Annotated in this window: 15 protein-coding genes; 14 read left to right on the top strand and 1 reads right to left on the bottom strand. The window is 65.1% G+C overall.

The genetic code is table 11. The features are described 5' to 3' along the window. Window positions 1-8 precede the first annotated feature (8 nt). From ACZZ0O_RS14150 to ACZZ0O_RS14140, 3 genes are all read left to right on the top strand, one after another. Complete coding sequence (locus tag ACZZ0O_RS14150; protein ID WP_463591068.1) at window positions 9-833, top strand: DUF4097 family beta strand repeat-containing protein; 825 nt, start codon at window positions 9-11, stop codon at window positions 831-833. A 25-nt stretch (window positions 834-858) separates the two neighbouring features. Continuing rightward, window positions 859-1392 carry a DUF2884 family protein gene (locus ACZZ0O_RS14145; RefSeq protein ID WP_115527499.1) on the top strand — a complete coding sequence of 178 codons (534 nt, stop codon included), beginning with the start codon at window positions 859-861 and terminating at the stop codon, window positions 1390-1392. Window positions 1393-1598: 206 nt separating this feature from the next. Next, complete coding sequence (locus ACZZ0O_RS14140) at window positions 1599-2021, top strand: hypothetical protein (RefSeq protein WP_463591067.1); 423 nt, start codon at window positions 1599-1601, stop codon at window positions 2019-2021. Window positions 2022-2169: 148 nt separating this feature from the next. Here the strand turns inward: ACZZ0O_RS14140 and ACZZ0O_RS14135 are convergent, their stop codons facing one another. Continuing rightward, window positions 2170-3576 (bottom strand): class II fumarate hydratase, encoded by a 1407-nt coding sequence (locus ACZZ0O_RS14135; protein ID WP_055844840.1) that lies wholly within the window; start codon window positions 3574-3576, stop codon window positions 2170-2172. Between the two features lie 287 nt (window positions 3577-3863). Between ACZZ0O_RS14135 and ACZZ0O_RS14130 the strand changes: the two genes are divergently transcribed. The 11 genes from ACZZ0O_RS14130 (at window position 3864) to ACZZ0O_RS14080 (ending at window position 19817) form a co-directional block, all read left to right on the top strand. After that, window positions 3864-5186 (top strand): hemolysin family protein, encoded by a 1323-nt coding sequence (locus tag ACZZ0O_RS14130; protein ID WP_463591066.1) that lies wholly within the window; start codon window positions 3864-3866, stop codon window positions 5184-5186. A gap of 35 nt (window positions 5187-5221) precedes the next feature. Then, window positions 5222-6589 (top strand): adenylosuccinate lyase, encoded by a 1368-nt coding sequence (gene purB, locus ACZZ0O_RS14125; protein ID WP_463591065.1) that lies wholly within the window; start codon window positions 5222-5224, stop codon window positions 6587-6589. A 371-nt stretch (window positions 6590-6960) separates the two neighbouring features. Beyond that, complete coding sequence (locus ACZZ0O_RS14120; RefSeq protein ID WP_115561753.1) at window positions 6961-7461, top strand: DUF3060 domain-containing protein; 501 nt, start codon at window positions 6961-6963, stop codon at window positions 7459-7461. Between the two features lie 708 nt (window positions 7462-8169). Continuing rightward, window positions 8170-9639 carry a ribosomal protein uL16 3-hydroxylase gene (locus ACZZ0O_RS14115; RefSeq protein WP_463591064.1) on the top strand — a complete coding sequence of 490 codons (1470 nt, stop codon included), beginning with the start codon at window positions 8170-8172 and terminating at the stop codon, window positions 9637-9639. Beyond that, on the top strand, window positions 9636-10568 hold the full coding sequence (locus tag ACZZ0O_RS14110; protein WP_463591063.1) for a GNAT family N-acetyltransferase: 933 nt from the start codon (window positions 9636-9638) through the stop codon (window positions 10566-10568). The genes ACZZ0O_RS14115 and ACZZ0O_RS14110 overlap by 4 nt, the downstream gene beginning before the upstream one ends. A 180-nt stretch (window positions 10569-10748) precedes the next feature. Next, window positions 10749-13577, top strand: a complete 2829-nt coding sequence (locus ACZZ0O_RS14105) for a 2-oxoglutarate dehydrogenase E1 component (protein ID WP_055844860.1) — start codon at window positions 10749-10751, stop codon at window positions 13575-13577. Window positions 13578-13619: 42 nt separating this feature from the next. Then, window positions 13620-14831, top strand: coding sequence for a dihydrolipoyllysine-residue succinyltransferase (gene sucB, locus ACZZ0O_RS14100; RefSeq protein WP_055844863.1), 1212 nt, complete (start codon window positions 13620-13622; stop codon window positions 14829-14831). 146 nt (window positions 14832-14977) lie between these two features. Then, entirely contained in the window at window positions 14978-16414 is a 1437-nt protein-coding gene (gene lpdA / locus ACZZ0O_RS14095; RefSeq protein WP_463591062.1) for a dihydrolipoyl dehydrogenase, read from the top strand. A gap of 164 nt (window positions 16415-16578) precedes the next feature. Further along, window positions 16579-17172: an LOG family protein gene (locus ACZZ0O_RS14090; protein WP_115559460.1), complete on the top strand. Its 594-nt coding sequence runs from the start codon at window positions 16579-16581 to the stop codon at window positions 17170-17172. Between the two features lie 276 nt (window positions 17173-17448). Then, window positions 17449-18051 carry an IMPACT family protein gene (locus tag ACZZ0O_RS14085; RefSeq protein WP_463591061.1) on the top strand — a complete coding sequence of 201 codons (603 nt, stop codon included), beginning with the start codon at window positions 17449-17451 and terminating at the stop codon, window positions 18049-18051. Then, window positions 18048-19817 (top strand): ABC transporter transmembrane domain-containing protein, encoded by a 1770-nt coding sequence (locus ACZZ0O_RS14080; RefSeq protein ID WP_055844875.1) that lies wholly within the window; start codon window positions 18048-18050, stop codon window positions 19815-19817. The genes ACZZ0O_RS14085 and ACZZ0O_RS14080 overlap by 4 nt, the downstream gene beginning before the upstream one ends. Window positions 19818-19847 lie beyond the last annotated feature (30 nt).

The raw sequence follows: 19847 nt of genomic DNA, 5'->3' as shown, positions 1-19847 counted from the left end.
GACACCCCATGCGTCTGCCTTTGACCCTGGCCATCCTGTTCGCATTGCCCGGCGCCGCAGTGGCCGAGGAGCAGTGCAAATTCTCCGAGCCACGCAGCCTGGAACTGCAGCTGGCGGGAGTGAAATCGGTGTTGTTCGAGGTCGGTTCCAGCGACCTGCATCTGGAAGCATTGCCCGGCAATGGCGGTCGTCTGCACGGCCGCGCTTGTGCAGCCAAGGCCGACGTACTCAAGGGCCTGACGGTCACCCAGAAGCGGGTGGGCGACCGGCTGGTGGTGACGCTGACGGACGACCGCCTGCTGCGCATGTCCGTCGGCGAAAACTATTCGTATCTGGACCTGCGCGGCAGCGTGCCGAGTAACTTACTGGTGCAGTTGGATGTGGGCTCCGGCGATGCCGACATCACCGGCGCCGCTGCGGTGAGTGCCGATGTCGGTTCCGGCGATGTGGCAATTCGCAAGAGCAAGGGACGTGTCACCGTCAAGGTGGGCTCCGGCGATGTCGAACTGGAAGACATCGGTGCGCTCCGTGTCCTGGCCGTGGGCTCGGGTGATCTGAAGGCCAAGCAGATCCACGGGGCCGCGGAGATCGGCAAAGTGGGCTCGGGCGATGTCACGCTGCGCGACGTGGCCGGCAGCATCAAGGTCGGCACGATCGGTTCTGGCGATATGGAGCTCGACGGCGTGCAGGGAAGCATCACCGTCGAGGCGATCAATTCCGGCGCGCTCAACGTGCGCAAGGTAAGCGGCGATGTGAGCGTTGCGCGCAAGGGCAGCGGCGATATCAATGTCAAGGACGTCGCCGGCACCACCAGCGTGCCTGCGGACAAGTAACCACTTTCGACCTGGGGGACTGTTGATGAAACTGCTTATTTCAGCGGTGTTGGTGAGCGCGTTATTGGTCGGCTGCGGCAAGTCCGAGCCGAAGGTGATGGTAACGGGCCAGAACGACAGCAGCGGCGTGACCTTCAGCGGCAAGACGGTGACCCTCAAGCGCAGTGGTTTGCCTGCGGCAAGCATCGGCGCAGACGGCGCGCTCAGCATCGACGGCAAGCCAGTCACCTTGGACGCTGCGCAGCAGCTGGCGATGCGCAGCTATTACACGCAGATCCAGGGCGTTGCCGCGAAGGGTATCGATATCGGCACCCAAGGCGCGGCATTCGGCGCCCATGCGGCCGGCGAAGCGCTCAAGGGCGTGCTCAGCGGCAACGTGGAGAAGATGGGCGACAAAATCCAGGCCGACGGCGAAGCCTTCAAGCAAAACGCCCTGCGCATCTGCGACCAGTTGGGCAAGCTACGCACCGCCCAGGACGCCGCCGTGCAGCTGGTGCCGGCGTTTGCGCCTTACTCCACCCTCACCCAGCACGACGTCGACGATTGCCGTAAGGAATGACGGGGGCCACAGCAGCTGCGTCGTCGCCGACAAGCGCAGCGGCTGTCAGCAACCCAAAGGCGCGCGGGACCATGCGGTTTTTGGGCGCACGCCATGGCGCGGAGGCGGGACCTGCGACATTTTGTCAGCCGGTCCGGCTGGCCGCCGCGCTGATCGACAGCGTGGGCGCGGATTACACTAGACGCTTCCCACGACAGATTGACCCCATGAACAAGTTCGTGATGCTCTACATGGCGCTGCTGCTGTGCACCCTTGCCGCCTGTGGCGACCAGTCGTCCCGTCGCGCCGAACGCGGCAAGCCGCGCGTCGCCATCACCACCCAATCGGTGATGATCCGCCGCCCACCGGCTGCCAATGCGGAAATCACGCCCGATGGCACGCTCAAGATCGATGACATCGCGCTACCGCAGAAGGAGCCGACCCGCGCCAAGTTGCAGTTGCTGTTCGGGCATCTGCAGATGCTGCGCCAGCAGGCCGTCAACGCCGCTGGCGCGGACGCGGAGTACAAGTCGATCAAGCTGACCGCCACGCCGGAGATCCAAACGCTCAGCGGCGAATTGCTGGATGAAATCCCGTCGTTGCAGCCGTATCGCGAAAGTTTCGGCAATGTGCAAGCCGAGCGGCATTGAGTATTAGCGAAGCCGCGCGAAAACACTGATTCGCGAGAACGGAAGGCTAGAACCCAGGATAGGAGCGCGCCCGAGCGCGATGGGGCTTTATCGACAACGCCCCATCGCGCCCAGGTGCGCTCCTACGCACACACGCACATTGCGGTGATCAGCCACCGCCGCCACTGCTGCCGGCCTGGATGCCACCACGCGTCAGTGCAGCAGGATCCAGCAAACGGCGCAGGTCCGCTTCGCTGAGCCCACTGTCTTCCAGGGCTACCTCCAGCACCGGGCGCTGCTCCTTGTAGGCGCGCTTGGCGATCGCTGCGGCTTTTTCGTAACCGATGATCGGGTTGAGTGCAGTCACCAGAATCGGATTGCGGTCCAGCGCCTCGCGCACGCGGTCCTGGCGCACCTTCAATCCGGCAATGGCGGTATCGGCCAACAGACGCGACACATTGCCCAGCAAGGTGATCGAATCCAGCAGGTTGTAGGCGATCAACGGCAGCGTCACGTTCAATTGGAAGTTGCCGGTCTGCCCCGCCACGGTGATCGCAGTGTGGTGGCCGATGACCTGCGCGCAGGCCATCACGGTCGCCTCGGGAATCACCGGGTTGACCTTGCCCGGCATGATCGAGCTGCCCGGTTGCAGCGCCGGCAATTCGATCTCGCCCAGGCCCGCCAACGGGCCGGCATTCATCCAGCGCAGATCATTGGCGATCTTGATCAGCGCCACCGCCAGCGCGTTGAGCTGGCCGGACAACTCCACCGCATCGTCCTGCGCAGCCAGGCCTTCGAACTTGTTTTCCGCGCTCTCGAACTTGGCGCCGCTCAGGCTCGACAAAGCCTTGGCCACCTTGCCGCCGAAGCGTGGGTCGGCGTTGATGCCGGTCCCGATCGCGGTGCCGCCTAGCGGCAAACGGCGCAGCCGCTTGAGCGCATCGTCGAGCCGGTCCTGTGCCGAACTCAATTGCGCAGACCAAGCCCCGAATTCCTGCCCGAACGTCAGCGGCATCGCATCCATCAAATGCGTCCGGCCGGTCTTGACGATCTTGTCCAGCGACCTGGCGCGCTTGTCGATGGTCTTGCGCAGATGCTTGAGCGCCGGCTGCAAGTGTTCCTGCACCGCAAGCAACGCCGACACACGGATTGCGGTGGGCACCACATCGTTGGAACTCTGGCCGAGATTGACGTGATCGTTGGGATGCACCGCGTCCTTGCCGGCGCGCGTGGCCAGCGTGGCAATCACCTCGTTGGCATTCATGTTGGACGAGGTGCCCGAGCCGGTCTGGTACACATCGATCGGAAACTGCGCGTCATGGGTGCCGTCGGCCACCTGCAATGCCGCGGCCTGCACGGTCTTGCTGATCGACTTCGGCAGCAGCCCGAGCTCGGCATTGACACCGGCGGCAGCGGCCTTGATCAAGCCCAGCGCGCGAATGAAGCCGCGTGGCATCGGCTGGCCGGATATCGGAAAATTCTGCACGGCACGCTGGGTCTGCGCGCCCCACAATGCATCGGCGGGCACCTGCAATTCGCCCATGCTGTCGTGTTCGGTCCTGAAACGTTCGCTCATCTGCCTTCTCCGCACAGTGTTGGATTGTGGTGACGCAATGGCTGGCAGCGGGCGCACCCACGCTGGCGAGGGTCATTACGATACTCGCTGGCGGCGTTGCAACGATGTCATCGCAGCGCGTGAACTAGACTCAGCATTGATCCATACGAGGTACCACGCCGCCATGGGCGACGACCCTGACTGTAGAAACGCACTGCCCGCGTTCTGCTTCGATGCACCCCGCACCACTACGCACACGCCTGCGTTGATGCATCCATCCGCCGCCCCTGCACCGCGCGGAGGCGAACATGCTCGGTAATGTGATGCTGTTGATCGTCGCGCTGTTTCTGGTGCTGTTGAACGGCTTTTTCGTTGCTGCCGAATTCGCCCTGGTCAAACTGCGGCACACCCAGGCGGTGGGGCTGGCCCAGACCCATGGCTGGCGCGGGCGTCTGCTGCTGGGGGTGCACGCGCATCTGGATGCGTATCTGTCGGCATGCCAGCTAGGCATCACCCTGGCATCGCTGGGATTGGGCTGGGTCGGCGAACCTGCATTCGCGCATCTGCTGCAGCCGTTGTTCGATGTGCTGGGCATGTCCGAAGACGCTGCGCAGTTCACCGCCTTGGCAATTGCCTTCAGCCTGATTTCGTTCCTGCACATCGTGCTGGGCGAACTGGCCCCGAAAACCATGGCGATCCGGCGCCCGGAGCGCATGTCGTTGTGGACCGCCGCGCCGTTGTACGTTTTTTACTGGGCGATGTACCCGGCAATCTGGGTGCTCAATACCAGCGCCAACCGACTACTGCGCGTGCTTGGCTGGGGCGATGTGGAGCACCAATCGCACCGCTATTCGCGCGAAGAACTCAAGCTGATCGTCGGCCGCCAGGACCCCAACGCGCCTACCGCCGATCATGGGCTGGCGCTGATGAGCCATGCGCTGGAACTGCCGGATCTGGTGGCCGGCGACCTGATGCGCCCCCGCGAGCACATGCGCAGCCTGCGCGAGGGCATGAACCTGGAAGCAGTGCTGGCCGAGTTCAGCGAGTCGCGCTACAGCCGCTACCCCTGGTTCGACGTCGATGGCGAACAGGTGCTGGGCATCCTGCATACCAAGGATCTGCTGGTGGCGATGGCGCGCGGCCAGGACCTGGACGACCTGCGTCCGTTGCTGCGCCCACCCACTCTGCTGTCCCTGGAAACCCCCATTCCCAGCGCGCTGGAGCAGTTCCGCAGCGGCACCACCCATCTGGCGCTGTGCGTGGAGGATGAAGGCCGCATCCTGGGCTTCTTCACCCTGGAGGACCTGCTGGAAGTGGTGGTCGGCGAGATCGAGGACGAGCACCGTCACGTGGTGCGCGACGCCCCGGTACGCAGCCAGGACGGCTCGCTGCTGGTGGCCGGCAGCACCTCGATCTTCCGCCTGGAACGCTTGCTGGGCCAGGATCTGAGCGCCCCCGACCATGTCAATTCGGTCGGCGGGCTGATCGTGCATCAGCTGCAGCGACTGCCCGAAGAAGGCGAAACCCTGGAACTGGACGGCCACGCGCTGACCGTTCGGCGCATGGCCGGCCACCGCATCCAGGCGGTGACGGTGCGGCCGGTGGGCGAAGCGAGCGTCGGGGCGGCGTAGAATACCGGCCCCGCCAGCTTCCCAGTGCCCTCCCCATGTCGGATTCCGCCCTGCTCGCCCTGTCCCCGCTCGACGGCCGCTACGCCTCCAAGGTGGATGCGCTGCGCCCGATCTTTTCCGAATACGGCCTGATCCGGGCACGGGTCAAGGTCGAGATCGAATGGCTGCTGGCCCTGGCCGCCGAGCCGGGCATTGCCGAACTGGCGCCGTTTTCGGCCGCTGCCAGCCAGCGTCTGCGTGCGCTGGCCGACGACTTCAGCGTGACCCATGCCGGGCGGGTCAAGGAGATCGAACGCACCACCAACCATGACGTCAAGGCGGTGGAGTACTTCATCAAGGAACAGCTCAAGGACGATGCCGAGCTGGGCCCGGCACTGGAGTTCGTGCACTTCGCCTGCACCAGCGAAGACATCAACAACCTCAGCTACGGCTTGATGCTGGAGCAGGCGCGCCGCGACGTGCTGCTGCCCACGCTGGACGGCATCACCGCCTCGCTGCGCGCACTGGCGCATGCGCAGGCCGCACAACCGATGCTGTCGCGCACGCACGGCCAGACCGCCTCGCCCACCACGCTGGGCAAGGAAATCGCCAACGTGGTCGCGCGCCTGGAGCGCCAGCGCAAGCAGATCGCCGCGGTGGAACTCACCGGAAAGATCAACGGCGCGGTGGGCAACTACAACGCGCATCTGGTGTCGTACCCGCAGCTGGACTGGGCCGCGTTTGCGCAGCGCTTTGTGGAGAGCCTGGGCCTGGTGTTCAACCCCTACACCACCCAGATCGAGCCGCACGACAACGTGGCCGAAATCGGCGACGCCACGCGTCGCGCCAATACCATCCTGATCGACCTGTCGCGCGATATCTGGGGTTACATCTCGCTGGGGTATTTCAAGCAAAAGTTGAAAGAAGGCGAAGTCGGCTCGTCCACGATGCCGCACAAGGTCAACCCGATCGACTTTGAAAATGCCGAAGGCAATTTCGGCGTGGCCAATGCGTTGTTCGAGCACTTTTCCGCCAAGCTGCCGATCAGCCGCTGGCAGCGCGACCTCACCGATTCCACCGTCCTGCGTGCGCTGGGCACCGCGTTCGGTCACACCCAGGTGGCGCTGGATTCGCTGGCAAAGGGCCTGGGCAAGCTGACCGTCAATCCGCAGCGCCTGGATGCCGATCTGGACGCCGCCTGGGAAGTACTGGCCGAAGCCGTGCAGACCGTGATGCGCCGCCACGGCCTGCCCAACCCCTACGAACAACTGAAGGCACTGACGCGCGGCCACGGCATCACCGCCGCCTCGATGCAGGCCTTCGTGGAAAGCCTGGAGCTGCCCGAAGAAGACAAGCAGCGCCTGCGTACGCTCACCCCGGGCAGCTACACCGGCCTGGCCGAGCAGCTGGCGCGCGCGATTTAAGAAAGCGCTCAACAACGCCAGGCGTGACGAGTGAACCCGGGATTTCGCCCACATGCGGCGGCCTCCCACGCTGAAGATCAAGCATGTGCGCGTAGTGAAGAGTGCTTCGGTTGTTGATCGACAGCACGTGGAAAAGGCGTTCAACGCTTGCCTAGGCGGGAACACCATCGGCCGCGCCGCGCCAAGCGGGCGCGGCCATTGCCGGGTGCGGTAGGTCCTGGAGGGTGCGGCAGGTCCCGGCGTGTCGACCGACGTGACGGAACGGCTGCTTCGCCGGGTGTGTCGACAACGCCCAAGCGTCGAGCCGGCGTCAACGGCGCTCCCCGATGCGGCTGCTATGGTGCCGGCCTCATCCAAGCGAGGGATCACCCATGCATGCAGTCCGGACTATCGCGTCGCTGTTCGCCCTGTCCAGCATCGCCGCACTGAGTGGCTGCGGCGCCGACGGCCCTGCGGCCCAGGCGCTATCGGCCGTCTCGTCCACAGTTACCGACCCGGCCAGCGGCGCCGATTGCGACGGCAAGGATGTGCGCCTGACCCGCGACGACAGCGAGTGGATCCTGCATGGCAACTGCGGCACGGTGACCATCACCGCCTCACGCGGCGCGATGAATCTGGACAACGCACGCAGCATCCGCGTGGAAGGCAGCAACTTCACCGTGCTCAACAAACAGCTCGGCCAGCTCAGCGTCTCCGGCCACGACAACACGCTCAATCTGACCAATGTCGACAGCGTGGATATCCAGGGCAACAAGAATCTGGTGCTGGCGCGCGAGGTCAAGCAGGTCCGTTTTTCCGGCAACGACAACACGGTCAACCCGTCCAGCAAGCCCACGCTGGACGACCGCGGGAGCGGCAACAAGGTGATGTAACTCGGTGGCCGCGACGGCGCGCTAGCGCAGCCGTCGCCCAGCAAGGCAGCAAGATTGCAAATGACGTACGCATGCTGCGCCGTGCGTGCCGAGCACTCGGCTTTCTTGCCAGCCAGCGGGGGCCGCGAATGCTCCCACCCCGGATGCCATTCGCGGCCCTGGACTGCAGCACTTACGGCCGCCACGCCGCCACTAGCACTACGTCGCGTGGCTTGACGGTGCCAAGTACGATCACAAAATGCAGCGCGTCGCCCGCGCAAACGTGATGCGGGCCGCACAGCCCGAGCGCACTTCGATGACAGTATCGCCAGCAACAGCGGCCTGTGGGGCCGCGCACAGCAAGCAGCTATGAACGTGGCGAGACCCGCAGCGTGTAGCTTTCACCACCAATGGCTCAGGGCGCCCTGCTCTTGTCAGCGCGCCCTGCTTTTGTAGGAGCGGCCCTGGCCGCGAAGCCGTCCACGCACCCCATCAGGCTTCACGGAAAGCACGCTGTACCGCCCGAACACCGCTGCAGCACGTCTTGACGTGATCGCCAGCCAGGCGCAGTCGCCGGCAGCGCGCAGACCGAACCACCACGTCCCTGAAGCATTGCCTGTTGCCAGCCCCGCGCGCAGGTGCAGATCCGGCGCAGGCATCGGACAATGGGACATCTGCGCCGGCCCTGCCAGCGCCCCAGTATTCCATCGACACCTGCAAGGACTCCCCATGGCTGCACGCAAGGCAAACCCTCCCGTCATCGAAGTCCAGGCCCGTCCAGGCCAGCCGCTGGGCATGCCGGTGGAGCGCTTTCTGCGCACTTACTGGCACAAGCATCCGCTGCTGATCCGCAATGCCTTCGCAGATTTCGCCTCGCCGCTGCAGCCGGAAGACCTGGCCGGCCTGGCCTGCGAAGACGGCGTGCTGGCACGCCTGATCAGCCACGACCGCGCCACCGACGGCTGGAGCGTGCGTACCGGCCCGTTCCAGGAAACCGACTTCCCCGGCCTGCCCGATCACGATTGGACGCTGCTGGTGCAGGACGTGGACAAGTGGGACGCCGATGTGCGCGCACTGCTGGAGCAGTTCCGCTTTCTGCCGCGCTGGCGCATCGACGACATCATGATCAGCTTCGCTGCCACCGGCGGCTCGGTCGGCGCGCATGTCGACCATTACGACGTGTTCCTGCTGCAGGGCCAGGGCCACCGCCGCTGGCAGATCGACGCACGCACCTCGCAAGGCCGCAAGCCCACGCCGCTGGCGTTCCGTGACGACGTCGACATCAAGTTGCTGCGCGAGTTCAAGCCGACCCACGACTGGGTGCTGGGTCCGGGCGACATGTTGTATCTGCCGCCGCTGGTGCCGCATCACGGCGTGGCCGAAGACGCCTGCCTGACCTTCTCGATCGGCACCCGCGCACCGTCCTCGGCCGAATTGATCGGCGATTACCTGGATACCCTGATCGCCGATGCCGACGAGTCGGTGCGCTATCACGACGAAGACCTCAAGGTGCCGGCCGACCCGTACGAGATCGACGTCACCGCAATGAACCGCGTGGTCGAAGCGCTCAATGCGCTGCGCATGAACGACCCGGATCGCCTGGGCGACTGGTTCGGCCGTTTCATGACCACCTATCGCGCCTCCGGCGACGTGGTGCCGGCGCCCGAGCCGATCCCGCGCGAAGCGGTCGAACAGGCGCTGGAAGAAGGCGTGGTGCTGTATCGCCACCCCTGGTCGCGGCTGGCCTGGCGGCGTGCCAAGCGCGGCGCCACGCTGTTCTGCAGCGGTCTGGAATTTGCGTTGTCGGCCAAGGACGCGGCGCGTCTGGCGGCGGCCGAAGAAATCGATGGCGGGCTTTACGCGCAGCTGAGCGCACGCGGCCGCGAGGTGGTGCTGGAGCTGCTGGCGCAGGGCCATTACCAGCGCGCCCATGACGACGCGCACGAAGACATCGACGACGATCAGGCGCATGTGCTCACCGTGTCGGCAGACAACGACGACACTCAGGACGACGCCGACAGCGCGCACGCAGACGACGCCATCGATACCGATGCCGATGTCGAAGCGGTGGCGGACGACGCAGACAGCCCGGCACATATCGCCGACATCGCCGACACCGCGCAGAACGGAGATGGCAGCGCAGACGCCTCGGACATCGGCGAAGACGGTAACGACGACGAGACCCCGGAGCGCGCATGAGCCCGCACGGCAGGCCGCAAATCGTGTCGCTGGACCCGGCATCCGATGCCGCGGCCCTGCGTGCGCTGCGGCAGGCCTGCACGACCGACATCGCGGGCAACGCCCACGATGCCGAGTGGGATGCGCTGGACCCGCTCAGCCTGCACTTGGCCGCGCGCACCGATGACGGCCAACTGGTCGGCTCGGTGCGCGTGACGCCGGATCGCCGCATCGACCGGCTCGGCCTGCTGCAGGACTGGCGGCGTCGCGGGCTGTCGGACCAGCTGCTCGCCGCAGCGGTGGATGCCGCAACTCAACGTGGCTGGCCCAGTCTGCACGCCCGCGTCACCGCAAACGCCGAGGCCGTGTTCGCACGGCTCGGCTTTTTACCCGAACTCCCCCCGCATTCTCCTCACGAGCGCACCACCGATGCCGGTGCTGCGCCCGGTACGCCCCTGCATCGCCGGCTCGACGGCCCGATGGCAGTGGACGACCTCGCCGCGGCCCTGGCTGCCACCACCAGCCTGCTGTGCAGCGCACGGCGGCAGGTGCTGATCTACACCCGCGCGCTGGATCCGCAATTGTTCGACAACGCTGCCGTGCTCGAGGCACTGCGCCGCTTCGCCACCGCACGCCACGACAAACGCGTGCAGGTGCTGGTGCAGGACACTGCCAGCGCCGCCGCCAGCAGCAGTGCGATGTTGCGCCTGGCCCAGCGTCTGCCCAGTGTGTTCCGGTTCCGCGCGGTCAGCGATCCGGTCGATACCAGCTATGCGTCGGCCTATGTGATCGGCGACGACGCCTACTACTTTCGTCCAACGGGTCACCGCTTCGACGAAGGCGAAACCTGGCTGTCCGGTGCGGCGCGCAGCCGCCAGCTATCGCGCGAATTCGCGCAGATATGGGAGCGCAGCGCGCTCTGGAACGAACCGCGCGCGCTTGGCATCTGACACCGCAGCGCCCCTCGCACGTAGGCGCCCGACCAATTGGTCTACCCCGCCGGTCAGCTCGCAGACGCCCCCTCACAAGCGCAAGGGGGTATAATTTTTCGAGATTTGAGACCGACCGATAGGGCAACTCGCCCTGCCGCTTCCGCACAATCATCCCCACAGCAGACCCGACTTACCATCGTGGATAATCTCCTAAAGCAGTTCGCGCAGTCATCGCAGCTCGCCGGCGGCAACGCCGCCTATATCGAGGATCTGTACGAGCAGTACCTCGTCGCCCCGGACAGTGTCGATCCGAAGTGGAAGAGTTATTTCGACGGCTTCCAAGGTCGCGATGCCGGTGATGTACCGCATTCGGCGGCCATTGCCCACATTCTCAGCGCGTCCAAACAGGCCGCCAATGCCGGTACCGGCGCGGGCGCCAGCGACGAGCGCGAGCGCAATGTCGGCCGTCTGATCACCGCCTACCGTGCACGCGGCCACCTCGGTGCGCAGCTCGACCCGCTGGGGCTTACCCCGCCGGTCAACCCGCCCGATCTGGACCTGCCCTTCCACAGCCTGTCGCAGGCTGACATGGACAGCGAGTTCAGCACCGGCGGTGTCGGTGGTCAGCCGCGGATGAAGCTGAAAGATCTGCTGGCCCGCCTGAAGGCGACCTACGCCAGCAGCATCGGCGCAGAATTCATGCACATCCAGGAATTCGACCAGCGCCAGTGGATCTACAAGCGCCTGGAAGATGCCGGCGGCAAGATCGCAGGCGATGCGGCCAGCCGTAAGCGCACGCTGGAGCGGCTCACCGCCGCCGAAGGCCTGGAGCGCTACCTGCACACCAAGTACGTCGGCCAGAAGCGCTTCTCGCTGGAAGGCGGCGATGCGCTGATTCCGATGATGGACGCGATCATCCACCAGTCCGGCAAGGACCAGGTCAAGGACATCGTGATCGGCATGGCTCACCGCGGCCGCCTCAACGTGTTGGTCAATACGTTGGGCAAGAACCCGCGCAAGCTGTTCGACGAATTCGAAGGCAAGTTCGAGCACGCCCACGACGACCGCGCACACACCGGCGACGTCAAGTACCACATGGGCTTCTCGGCCGATATCGCGGTAGGCGACAGCAACCAGGTGCATCTGGCGCTGGCGTTCAACCCCTCGCACCTGGAAATCGTCGACCCGGTCGTGGTCGGCAGCGTGCGTTCGCGTCAGGAACGCTTCGGCGATGCCGAACGCAAGACCGTGCTGCCGATCCTGATCCATGGCGATGCCGCATTCGCCGGCCAGGGCGTGGTGATGGAGCTGTTCCAGATGTCGCAGGCGCGCGGTTTCGCGGTCGGCGGCACGGTGCACATCGTCATCAACAACCAGATCGGCTTCACCACCAGTACGCGTGACGATGCCCGTTCCACGCTGTACTGCACGGACGTGGCCAAGATGATCGGCGCGCCGGTCTTCCACGTGAACGGCGACGACCCGGACGCGGTGATGTTCGTGTCCAAGCTGGCCTACGAATTCCGTCAGCAGTTCAAGAAAGACGTGGTCATCGACCTGGTCTGCTATCGCCGTTGGGGCCATAACGAAGCCGACGAACCGGCAGCGACCCAGCCGGTGATGTACCAGACCATCCGCAAGCACAAGACCACCCGCGAGCTGTATGCGACCAAGCTGGAAAGCGATGGTGTGCTGAGCGCCGACGAGGCCAAGGCGCTGGTGGACGGCTACCGCAACAAGCTGGATTCGGGCGAATACACCACCGAACTGGCCACGCGCAAGCCGGACGAATTCGCCATCGATTGGTCCAAGTATCTGGTCGGCACCGCTGCCGATCCGGTGGATACGCGCGTCAAGCGCGACCAGCTGGATCGTCTGGCCAAGTTGATCACCACCATTCCCGAAGGCGTGGAGCTGCATGCCCGCGTCGCCAAGATCTACGACGACCGCGTCAAGATGGCCGCCGGCAATCAGTTGGGCGACTGGGGCTTTGCCGAAAACCTGGCGTACGCCACGCTGCTGGCCGAAGGCCACAAGCTGCGTCTGGTCGGCCAGGATGCCGGTCGCGGTACGTTCTTCCACCGTCACGCGATCCTGCATGACCAGAAGAACGACAACTACTACCTGCCGCTGCGTCAGCTGGTCGAGAACCCGGAAGACGCCACCATCATCGATTCGCTGCTCAGCGAAGAAGCGGTGATGGGCTTCGAATACGGCTATTCCACCACCGACCCGAACGCGCTGTGCGTGTGGGAAGCGCAGTTCGGCGACTTCGCCAACGGCGCGCAGGTGGTGATCGACCAGTTCATCGCTGCCGGTGAAGCCAAGTGGGGCCGCATCGCGGGCCTGTCGCTGTTCCTGCCGCATGGTTACGAAGGCCAGGGCCCGGAGCACAGCTCCGCGCGTCTGGAGCGTTTCCTGCAGCTGTGCGCGCTGGAGAACATGCTGGTCTGTGTACCGACCACACCGGCGCAGTGCTTCCACATGATCCGTCGCCAGATGCGCATGACCACCCGCAAGCCGCTGGTGGTGATGACACCCAAGTCGCTGCTGCGTCACAAGCTGGCGGTGTCGAGCCTGGAAGAACTGGCTGATGGCGAGTTCCAGCATCTGATTCCCGATGCCAAGGCCGATGCCGGCAAGGTCAAGCGCGTGGTGCTGTGCTCGGGCAAGGTCTATTACGACCTGCTCGAAGACCAGACCAAGCGCGGCCAGGACGATGTCGCGATCCTGCGTGTGGAGCAGCTGTATCCGTTCCCGCGTGCGCAGCTGGCCGCCGAACTCAAGGCCTATGCCAACGCCACCGACGTGGTGTGGTGTCAGGAAGAGCCGCAGAACCAGGGTGCGTGGTACCAGATCCGCCATCACCTCAATTTCTGCCTGGCCGGCGGTCAAAGCCTGCATTACGCCGGCCGTGTCCGTTCGCCCTCGCCTGCCGCCGGCCACATGGCCGACCACATCGTCGAACAGCAAACGCTGGTTGCCGATGCGCTCCTCAATCCGTTCAACGACCAAGTCGCTGAATAACTCCTCTTCCCCAAAGAACGAAAACCCTAGGACGCTCCCCGAATGGCCACCGAAGTCAAAGTTCCGGTACTGCCCGAATCCGTTTCCGACGCCACCATCGCCAGCTGGCACAAGAAGGCCGGTGAAGCGGTCAAGCGCGACGAGAATCTGGTCGACCTGGAAACCGACAAGGTCGTGTTGGAAGTTCCTTCGCCTGTCGATGGCGTGTTGAAGGAAATCAAGTTCGAAGCCGGCAGCACGGTCACCAGTAACCAGCTTCTGGCGATCATCGAAGAAGGCGCCGTGGCTGCCGCGGCTCCGGCCGAAGAGAAGAAGGCCGACGCACCGGCCGCCGCTGCAGCAGCTCCCGCTGCCGCCCCGGCACCGGCTGCTGCCGCTGCGCCGAGCGCGTCGAAGTCCGCTGCCGATTCGCTCCCCCCGGGTGCGCGTTTTTCCGCGATCACCCAGGGCGTGGATCCGTCGCAGGTCGACGGTACCGGCCGCCGCGGCGCAGTGACCAAGGAAGACATCGTCAACTTCGCCAAAGCCGGCGGCGTGGGCAAGGCCTCTGGCGCCCGTCCGGAAGAGCGCGTGGCGATGACCCGCGTGCGCAAGACCATCGCCAAGCGTCTGATGGAGTCCAAGAACTCCACCGCGATGCTGACCACCTTCAACGAAGTGAACCTGGCCAAGGTGTCGGCCGCGCGCAAGGAACTGCAGGACGAATTCCAGAAGGCGCACGGCATCAAGCTCGGTTTCATGAGCTTCTTCGTCAAGGCCGCCGCCAACGCGCTGCAGCGCTTCCCGCTGGTCAACGCATCGATCGACGGCGACGACATCATCTATCACGGCTACAGCGATATCTCGATCGCCGTCTCCACCGAAAAGGGCCTGGTCACGCCGGTGCTGCGTAACGTCGAGCGCCAGTCGTTCGCTGAAGTCGAACAGGGCATCGCCGACTACGCCGCCAAGGCGCGCGCCGGCAAGCTGGGCCTGGACGATCTACAAGGCGGTACGTTCACCATCACCAACGGCGGCACCTTCGGCTCGCTGCTGTCCACCCCGATCATCAACCCGCCGCAGAGCGCCATCCTGGGCATGCACGCGATCAAGGAACGTCCGATCGCCGAGAACGGCCAGGTCGTGATCGCGCCGATGATGTACCTGGCGCTGTCTTACGACCACCGCATCATCGACGGCAAGGATTCGGTGCAGTTCCTGGTCGACATCAAGAATCAGCTGGAAAACCCGGGCCGGATGCTGTTCGGCCTTTAAGAGCCGGGAATCGGGAATGGAGATTCGGGAATGGGACCAGCGCCCATCGACCGCTCCATTCCCGCCTGGACCTGGATGGGACGCAGCAGGCGCATGCGCTTTTGCCATTCCCCATTCCCTATTCCCCATTCCCGTGAGCAAATGAAATGAGCGAACAATTCGACGTCGTCGTCATCGGTGCCGGCCCGGCCGGCTATCACGCGGCGATTCGCGCGGCCCAGCTGGGCATGAAGGTCGCCTGCATCGACGCGGCACTCGGCAAGGACGGCAAGCCCGCCCTGGGCGGTACCTGCCTGCGCGTGGGCTGCATTCCGTCCAAGGCGCTGCTGGATTCCTCGCGCCAGTTCTGGAACATGGGTCACCTGTTCGGCGACCACGGCATCAGCTTCAACGATGCCAAGATGGACGTGCCCACCATGATCGGTCGCAAAGACAAGATCGTGAAGCAGTTCACCGGCGGCATCGCGATGCTGTTCAAGGCCAACAAGATCACCCCGTACTACGGCTTCGGCCAGTTGCTGCCGGGCAATATCGTCAAGGTCGCCCAGCACGAAGGCGGCGAGATCGAGCTCAAGGGCACCAACGTCATCCTCGCGGCCGGTTCGGAATCGATCGAACTGCCGTTTGCCAAGTTCGACGGCGACACCATCGTCGATAACGTCGGCGGCCTGGATTTCACCTCTGTGCCCAAGCGCATGGCAGTGATCGGTGCCGGCGTGATCGGCCTGGAACTGGGCAGCGTGTGGAAGCGTCTGGGCGCCGAAGTCACCATCCTCGAAGCGCTGCCGGACTTCCTGGCACTGGCCGATGCCGAAGTGGCCAAGACCGCGCTGAAGGAATTCAAGAAGCAGGGCCTGGACATCAAGCTGGGTGCCAAGGTCGGCAAGACCGAGATCACCGGCAGCGGCGATGCCAAGCAGGTGGTGCTCAGCTACACCGACGCCGCAGGCGAGCAGACCCTCACCGTGGACAAGCTGCTGGTGGCCGTGGGCCGCAAGGCCGCGACCAAGAACCTGCTGGCCGACGGCACCGGCGTCAAGATGACCGACCGCGGCCAGATCGAGGTCGATGGTCATTGCCATACCGGCGTCGACGGCGTGTGGGCCATCGGCGACTGCGTGCGCGGGCCGATGCTGGCGCACAAGGGCTTCGAAGAAGGCATCGCGGTGGCTGAACTGATCGCCGGCCTGCCGGGTCACGTCAACTTCGACACCATTCCGTGGGTGATCTACACCGAGCCGGAGATTGCCTGGGTCGGCAAGACCGAGCAGCAGCTCAAGGCCGAAGGCGTAGCCTACAAGGCCGGTAGCTTCCCGTTCGCGGCGATCGGCCGTGCGGTGACCATGGGCGAGCCGGCTGGCTTCGTCAAGGTGATCGCCGATGCCGAAACCGACCGCGTGCTGGGCATGCACCTGGTGGGCGTGGGCGTCTCCGAGCTGGTGCACGAAGGTGTGCTGACGATGGAATTCAACGGCTCGGCCGATGACCTGGCACGTATCTGCCACGCGCATCCGACCCTGTCCGAAGCGATCCACGACGCCGCGATGGCGGTGAGCAAGCGCGCCATCCATAAGGCCAATTAAGCCGGGAATCGGGAGTGGGGAATCGGGAATCGTAAAAGCGGTCCCATCACCTCACTCCTCATGCTGACGCCGGACCTAGGTCCGGCGTCATGCGTTCTGGCTTCTATATTTGCTTTGACCCATTCCCTATTCCCAACTCTCGATTCCCGACTCCCGAATCCCCGATGAAATCAATCTGCGTCTACTGCGGCTCCAATGCCGGCAACAAGCCCGTCTATGTCGAGCGCGCCATGGCGCTGGGCGATCGCATCGCCAAACAGGGCCTGCGTCTGGTCTATGGCGGCGGCAATGTCGGCTTGATGGGCACGGTGGCCAACGCGGTGCTCGCCGCCGGCGGCGAAGTCACCGGCGTGATTCCGCAGCAGCTGGCCGATTGGGAAGTGGCGCATCGCGGGCTGACCACGCTGGAAGTGGTCGGCTCGATGCATGAGCGCAAGATGCGCATGTTCGAGCTGTCCGATGCCTTCGTCGCCCTGCCCGGCGGCTTCGGCACCATGGAAGAGATTTTCGAGATGCTCACCTGGCGCCAGCTCGGCATCGGCAACAAGCCGTGCGCGTTTCTGGATAGCGCGGGCTTCTATGCACCGCTGATCGGCATGATCGATCGCATGGTGGAAGAACGTTTCCTGCATCCGGATCAGCGCGCCGACCTTTGGTACGGCGACGATATGGAGCAGATGCTGGAGTGGATGCAGCACTACACCCCGGCGCAGGCGTCCAAGTGGATCGACGAGAAGCGCCGCTCCACGCTGGTGTAATCGAAGACACCCCTTGGCCCACGCGGCCGCAACGCGCGTCGCTTTCTGCAAGCGCGCGCGGCAGTAACGCGCATCGACTCAGCGAACGCATGCTCACGCTAATACCGGGCAAACGCGTGCGCCCGAACATCTGCCAGGCGCGACGTCGGTCGCCAACGTCCGACGCACAGCAACGGTGCATCGCTAAGACACCACCTCGTCCCAGTCGCCCCGGTCTGTCAGCTTGCAACGGCAGTCACGCTGACTGCAGCAACCGACATCGCCGCCTCGCATAGAATGGCGACGATGCTCGATACCCTCGCCGCTGACGCGCACCACAGCCTGGACATCAAGCACAGTCGCTTTCTGGCCCATGCTGCTGCACTCGAATCTTCCGCGCAGGCGCTGGAGATCGTGCAGCGCGTGTCGGTGCCGGATGCCACGCACAACTGCTGGGCCTACCGGTTCGGGCAGGAGTACCGTTCCAGCGACGATGGCGAGCCCAGCGGCACGGCGGGGCGGCCGATTCTGGCAGCCATCGATGGCCAAGGCTTCGATCGCGTGGTGGTGATGGTGACGCGCTGGTATGGCGGGATCAAGCTCGGTGCCGGTGGGCTGGTGCGCGCTTATGGCGGCACGGCAGCCGAATGCCTGCGCCTGGCCACGCGGCGGCCGCTGGTTGCGCTGACCCTGCTCGACCTGCAATGCCAGTTCGACGATCTGGGGCTGGTGCACGCGGCGCTTGTCGCGTTCCATGTCGACAAACTGGATGAACACTTCGACGCCCAAGGCGCAGCGTTACGCGTGCAGCTGCCTGCAGATCAGCTGGCTGGCTTGAAAACCCGCCTGTGCGACGCCACTCGCAATCGTGTCCATCTCTCAACACCGGAAGCCGCATGACTCAGCCAGCCGCCGCCAGGCCCAACCCATTGCGGAAGCTTGGCAGCCTGCGCACCTTGTGGCCGTTCGTGCAACGCCAGCGCGGCCTGTTCGCCGCCTGGCTGATCGCACTCGCGGTGTCCTCCGCGGCCACGTTGAGCCTGCCGGCAGCGGTCAAGCGCATGATCGACCACGGCTTCTCCGGCGGCACGCAGATCAACCAGGCCTTCGCATTGTTGTTTGTGGTGGCCGTGGTGCTGGCCCTGGCGACCGCAGCGCGTTTTTACTTCGTGGCGTTGCTGGGCGAAAAAGTCGTCGCCGATCTGCGCGGCCGCCTGTATGCGCACCTGATCAGCCTGGACGCCGGTTTTCATGATCGCAGCCGCAGCGGCGAGCTGGTGTCGCGGCTGTCGGCCGACAGCGAGCTGTTGCGCGGGCTGATCGCCAACACCATGTCGGTGGCGTTGCGCAGCTCGGTGACGGTGATCGGCAGCATGGTGATGTTGTTCGTCACCAGCCCGCGCCTGGCCGGATTCACGCTGATCGGCATTCCGTTGGCGGTGCTGCCAATCGTGCTGGGCGCGCGCCGGCTGCAAAAGATTTCGCGCGCCAGCCAGGACCGCGTGGCCGACGCCAATACGCTGGCGGCCGAAACGCTCGGCGCGGTCCGCACCGTGCAGGCGCATGCGCGCGAGCGCTACGAGAGTCAGCGTTTCAGCCAGGCGTTGTTTGCGGCGATCGATACTGCGCGGCTGCGCATCCGCACCCAGGCCGGCGTCACCGCCATTGCGATCATGCTGATCTTCGGTGCCATTGTTGGCGTGCTGTGGTTGGGCGCGCACGACGTGGTGTCCGGGCGCATGACGCCCGGCACGCTGGGCCAGTTCGTGCTGTACGCGTTGATCGGCGGCGGTTCGGTCGGCGCGCTGGCCGAGGTGTGGAACGAGTTGCAGCGCGCCGCCGGCGGCATGGGCCGGGTTGGCGAACTGCTCGACGAACAGTCGGCGATCGTGGCGCCGGCCACGCCCATGCGCTTGCCGCAGCCGCTGCGCGGGGCGATTCATTTCGACCAGGTGATGTTTCATTATCCGCAGCGCCCCGACGCACCGGCGCTGGATGGATTCGACTTGCATGTCAGCCCCGGCGAAACCGTTGCCCTGGTCGGCCCGTCCGGCGCCGGCAAGAGCACGGTGCTGGCGATGCTGCTGCGCTTCCACGACCCCGCCAGCGGCAGCGTGCGCATCGACGAGGTGGACCTGCGCCAGACCGACCCAGTGCGCCTGCGCGAGAACATCGCACTGGTCCCGCAACAACCGACCCTGTTCGCCGCCAGTGCCGCCGACAACATCCGCTACGGCCGCCTGGAAGCCAGCGATGCCGAGGTGGAAGCGGCAGCGGCCGCAGCAGAGGCCGATGTGTTTATCCGCGCCCTGCCCCAAGGCTACGCCAGCGAGCTGGGCGAGCGTGGTACGCGTCTGTCCGGCGGCCAGCAGCAACGTGTGGCAATCGCACGTGCCTTGCTCAAGGACGCGCCCATCCTGCTGCTGGACGAAGCCACCAGCGCACTGGATGCACAGAGCGAGCGCGCCGTGCAGCAGGCACTGGACCGACTGATGCAGGGCCGCACCACCCTGGTCATCGCGCACCGCCTGGCAACCGTGCTCAAGGCCGACCGCATCGTGGTCATGGATGCCGGCCGTATCGTGGCGCAGGGCACGCATGCGCAGTTGATCGCCGAAGGTGGCCTGTACGCCGAGCTGGCGCGGCTGCAATTCATCGATCAATGACGCCCGGTTGATGCCTACTCCGGGCCACAC

This window comes from Xanthomonas sp. AC360 (genome assembly GCF_979258225.1).
This window is presented reverse-complemented; position numbering and strand designations above follow the sequence as displayed.